This window comes from Oleiphilus sp. HI0086, assembly GCF_001635225.1.
In genome coordinates this window covers 1-1,248 of the sequence record NZ_LWFZ01001523.1, presented here as the reverse complement: position 1 = coordinate 1,248, position 1,248 = coordinate 1, and the positions used below count along the sequence as shown (strand labels likewise).

Annotated in this window: 2 protein-coding genes; one reads left to right on the top strand and one right to left on the bottom strand. The window is 43.8% G+C overall.

Annotation, left to right across the window (positions count from 1 at the left end; translation table 11 throughout):
* Positions 1 to 99 precede the first annotated feature (99 nt).
* Positions 100 to 411: a TraR/DksA C4-type zinc finger protein gene (locus A3756_RS25635; protein ID WP_068552572.1), complete on the top strand. Its 312-nt coding sequence runs from the start codon at positions 100 to 102 to the stop codon at positions 409 to 411.
* 26 nt (positions 412 to 437) lie between these two features.
* On the opposite strand, the gene A3756_RS25630 is transcribed toward A3756_RS25635, so the two are convergent.
* The coding region (locus A3756_RS25630; protein WP_068555029.1) for an HD-GYP domain-containing protein at positions 438 to 1,248 on the bottom strand (811 nt) is incomplete at its 5' end.

Sequence of the window (1,248 nt, the reverse complement as noted above, 5' to 3'; positions counted from 1 at the left end):
CTTGGAATTAGCAAGCCAACCTTGATTCATATCAATGCTATTCTGCGGTTCTAACCTAAAATGTAGGTAATACGTACCCATTTTAGGTGAGGAAGAATCATGACAGACCGCAAAGAAAAGCTAGTTGCTTTAAAAGAAGAATTAAGTCTTCGTATCGAGAAAATTGATAAAGACCTTCACAACCGGAAAACCAGCAGTAAGTTCTCGGACCAAGTCGTAGACAGACAAAATGATGATGTACTACTAAACCTGAAAAGTGAAGCCGAAGAAGAGCTAGAGCAAATAGATCATGCCCTGCTAAAAATGGAACGAGACTTATATGGCGCTTGTGAGAAGTGTCACGAAGATATCAGCAATGAGCGTTTGGACGCCCTGCCTTTTGCTGCACTATGTACGAACTGCGCCGTTTAGCGCAGCTCCCAAGAAAGTGTACTAGACTAGCTTAAAAAATCTTTAACGTTGATCCTGAATAGGTCGGGGTCAACGGCTTTGACAATTGCATCCTGAACCGTCGGTTTCGCTAAATCAATTAATTCGGTCTTGATAAAGCATTTAAACTTGGTGTGATACATCACCCTCACCTTTGGCGAGCGCTGATCAAACTCGTTCACTTCTACAACCGCGCCCAGTCGGCCACTCTCTAGTAAGACCAAAGAACCAACTGGATAAATTCCGATACAACGAATGAAGTGATTTACCAAAGAGCGGTCCAAATGATGATCGCTCCACTCCAGTAAACGCTTAATCGCCATTGTCGGCGTCATACCCTTGTGATAACAGCGGTCGGCTGTAATCGCATCATAAACGTCAACAATCGCAGCCATTCGCCCGAAGGTTGAGATTTCATGACCACATAGACCCGAAGGGTAACCGGTACCATCCATTCGCTCGTGATGTTCAGAAACGACTTGAATAGTCAAAGGGGAAATACCTTCGATACCCAGCAAATGCTCGCGACCTAGGGTAACGTGATGTTTCATTTGCGAAAATTCATCATCGGTTAATTTACCAGGCTTATGCAATATTTCGTCTGGCACCATGATTTTCCCGATATCATGCAACAATGCACCTGAAATGGTTTGATGAAGAACCGAACGATCCAGTTGCATCGATTTACCAAAAATAGACATCAGAACACTCAGGTTTACGGAGTGCTCCATCAAGTAACTATCTTTCTCGCGAATACAGCCAAGGCAAGCCAAGGCATTGTGATTTCTGAACAAAGAGTCCAGCATATCTTCCGCAAGA

What these genes read in the sequence shown, in the direction of transcription:
- A3756_RS25635 (WP_068552572.1), top strand. Translation starts at nt 100, where the DNA reads ATGACAGACCGCAAAGAAAAGCTAGTTGCTTTAAAAGAAGAATTAAGT.